Genomic DNA, 3,326 nt, shown 5'->3' with positions numbered 1-3,326 from the left:
AACGAGAAGGGGATAATCAATTTATTGGTAACTTCTTTATAGGAGATTTTGCCAATATTGATGGAGCAGAAGAATCTGATGGTGCTGATGTAATTAATGTGCCTTTAGGTGATAATTTTCCTAATGGTTTATTGGTAGTTCAAGACGGTTCAAATGAACCAGAAGTAATTCAGCAAGATCCAGAAGATGGAGAAATTCAAAACTTCAATACAAACTTTAAATTTATCCCTTGGGAAAATGTTGCTAATGCTTTTGAAGACCCTCTGGAAATTGACCGTTTCAGTTATAATCCTCGGCAAATATCAGACAGTTTAATTAATGGTATTGCCAGTGGCGATACTACCCAAACTTCAACAGTGTTATGGGCAAATAGTAATTCCCCCGGACAAATAACATTTGAAGTTGCTACAAGTCCCGACTTTAATAACATTATTCGCACAGTTAAGACCAACCTGGCAAATGTTCCAGTCAAAGTCGAAATCACAAACTTAAATCCTGGCACTGAATATTATTATCGAGTCACCGACCCAGCAGGTTCAACAGAAATAGGAGAATTTGAAACTGCTGCCGAATTAGGCACTCAAAATGGTTTAAAATTTGGAGTCTCCGGAGACTGGCGAGGCGAACTTGCTCCCTATCCTGCTATTGCCAATGCTGATGAAGCAGATTTAGATTTCTTCGTTTTAAATGGGAATACGGTTCATGCTGATATTCCTTCGCCAGCAGTACCAGAACCACAAGCAGAAACTTTAGCAGAATTTCAAGCTAAATATCAGGAAGTATATGGCGATCGCTTCGGCGAAAATACCTGGGCTGACCTGCGCGCTACCACATCAATTTATGCCACAATAAACGACCGTGAAGTTACTAACCAGTTCTCCGGTGGTGCCCCTGCAAGTTCCGACGATCGCTTCCCAGAAACAGAAGGGTTAATTAATGATACTGAACTCTATGAAAATGGTTTACAAGCATTCCAAGAATTCAATCCTTTGCGAGACGAATTCTATGGAAATACAGGAGAAGAACGCACCGCAAATGAACGAAAATTATATCGCTTTAATACCTATGGCAATGATGCTGCCAACATAGTATTAGATGCTCGTTCCTTCCGAGACCAAGAATTACCACCTGCTGGAGCAACAGCAGAAGAAATAGTATCATTTCTCGCAGCTTCTTTTGACCCTAACCGTACAATGTTAGGAGAAGTGCAACTAGAAAACCTGAAAAATGACTTACTTCAAGCAGAAAATGATGGCATTACCTGGAAATTTGTTATGGTGCCCGAACCAATTCAAAATTTAGGAATTGCTGCTGCATCCGACCGTTTTGAAGGTTATGCTGCTGAACGGACAGAAATTCTCAAATTTATCGATGATAATAATATTGATAACGTAGTATTTGTGGCAGCAGATATCCACGGTACTATCGTTAACAATTTAACTTATCAAGAAGAGTTAGGTGGAGAACAAATTCCTACCAATGCTTTTGAAATAACTACTGGTTCAGTTGCTTTTGACCCCACATTTGGTCCGAGTGTAATTGAATTAGCTACAGCACTCAATACTTTAAGTCCAGAACAACAAGCTTTCTACGAGAGTTTACCAGTTGCCAGCGATGGCGACAGTGAAATTGATGACAAAGATGATTTTCTCAAAGAACTCATCAATGCACAAATATCCCTTCTTGATTACGATCCTATTGGTCTGAATGATAATTTAGCAGTAGCAAACGATCAAATTGATGCTACCCTGATTCAAGGTGACTATCTAGCAACTCATACCTTTGGTTGGACAGAATTTGAAATCGATCCTAATACCCAACAGTTGCGCGTTGTTACTTATGGTGTAGAACCCTATACAGAGGAGGAATTATTAAGCAACCCAGAAGCAATTATTAACCGGGAACTACAGGTAGTAAGTGCATTTGTAGTTAATCCCATCATTAGTTTACCAACAGTAGGTATTAACATTGAACCGGAAATTGTTAGTGAAAACCAAGACCAATACACCTTAACTTTCAATCTAAATAAAGTTGCTCCACCAGAAGGTTTACGGGTAGTTTGGTCAGAAACTGATTCTGACAATGCTTTTGGCGATATCGAATTTCCTCCTCAATTAAGCAATGCTTCCAACCTAGAATCTCTCGATCCAGTAGGAGATGAACTCGCTCGTTCTGCTATTACAATTAACCCAGGGGCAACTACAGCTACTGTTACTTGGACAACTATTCCTGATGACGATCCTGAAGGTGATGAAGTTACAACCTTTGGTTTGGTGGAAACAGAGGACTATACTGTTGATACGCAAAACCAAATGGATGTCATCGTTATTGACGATATAGCTGCACCTATTGACGAAGATAGGTTGATTGAAGGTGGTTCCCAAGGAGATAATATTATAGGTGGTACTGGTAACGATACTATTTTGGGGTTCGAGGGTGCGGATACCTTAGAAGGTAATAGTGGTAATGACAGAATCAGTGGTGAAGACAGTAATGACCTGCTCTTTGGGGACAATGGTAATGATACTTTAGATGGTGGTCCGGGTAATGACTTCCTCTTTGGTCAAAATAACAACGACGAAATGAATGGTGGTCCGGGTAGCGATCGCCTTAATGGTGGTGGGGGTAGCGATCGTCTTAATGGTGGTCCGGGAAGTGACACCCTCACTGGTGGAGTAGGTATCGATAATTTCATCTTTGCTGCAAATCAAGAATTGAATTTGAATAATGTTGGCATTGATGAAATTACTGATTTTGTTGTTGGTCAAGATAAAATTGTTTTGGATCGGACTACATTTACAGCTATTAACAATGTAATAGAATTTGCCAGTGTTACTAATAATATTGATGCTGCAATTTCTGATGCTGTAATTGTCTACAACACAAACAATGGTCAGTTATTCTACAACCCTAATGGTAGTGATAATGGTTTTGGTAATGGTCGTCAGTTTGCAACTTTGAGTAATCAAGCGTTGCTTGAAGTTGAGGACTTTGTTATCACAGAGTAATTAGAATTCAGTAGGGGCGATTCGCGAATCGCCCTCTACAATATCGACTCTTATCTTTAATACTGACAGGACTTACGCAAACTATTAAACAATACGCTACCTGTAGAGAGCAAATGCCATTTGCCCCTACCAGATATGGCGTTTCTGTGTAATATAGAATCCGAATAATTACTATAGCTTGCGTCCGCAGCGACTGGAACGGAGTGGAAGGAAGCAATCTCAGGGGTGACGCGAGATTGCTTCCGCTTCGTCGCTGCGGACTACTGTTCAACCGGATTCTATATAAGTCCTGACTGAATAATATCAAATCCGCTTAGC

1 protein-coding gene is annotated in these 3,326 nt (G+C 40.1%); it reads left to right on the top strand.

All coding sequences use genetic code 11. The features are described 5' to 3' along the window. Positions 1-3,008, top strand: a 3,008-nt coding sequence (locus F6K22_RS36695) for a phytase (RefSeq protein WP_293109624.1), incomplete at its 5' end; no start/stop codon positions are given. Positions 3,009-3,326 lie beyond the last annotated feature (318 nt).

This window comes from Okeania sp. SIO2F4, from assembly GCF_010672385.1.
Taxonomy (GTDB): Bacteria; Cyanobacteriota; Cyanobacteriia; order Cyanobacteriales; family Microcoleaceae; genus Trichodesmium.
This window is presented reverse-complemented; position numbering and strand designations above follow the sequence as displayed.